Annotated in this window: 1 pseudogene; it reads left to right on the top strand. The window is 40.7% G+C overall.

Features of this window, described 5'->3' with window-relative positions:
• Positions 1-302: pseudogene (locus IQR33_RS32335) on the top strand (hybrid sensor histidine kinase/response regulator); the annotation flags it as partial.

The following is a 302-nucleotide window of genomic DNA, read 5'->3' as shown; positions in this document are numbered from 1 at the left end:
AATGTATCCTGGTTACACGGTAACACCTATCAAAGAGCTCTCAATGGTGAATGCATTCTACTGTTCGAGCCAGATAAACTCGCTGAGTTTGTTAACTTAAACAGCTTTATAAAAAGCCATGTAAACTCGGTCGTTTTAACTGGTATACGTTCAGAAGTAACGCAAACCGTAATCCTACTTATTGGAGCTCAGAAAGGGCACTTTAGCATAGAGAATAAGGAAACCTTGAGGCGGTTTCGTCCCTTAATTGAAAGGGCGGTCATTGATATCGAGACCAAAGAGAAGTTACAACGTATCGTTGA

The organism is Vibrio sp. OPT46 (assembly GCF_015163535.1).
Taxonomy (GTDB): Bacteria; Pseudomonadota; Gammaproteobacteria; order Enterobacterales; family Vibrionaceae; genus Vibrio; species Vibrio alginolyticus.
The sequence above is the reverse complement of the archived record's forward strand: the minus strand, read 5'-3'. Positions and strand labels throughout refer to the sequence as shown.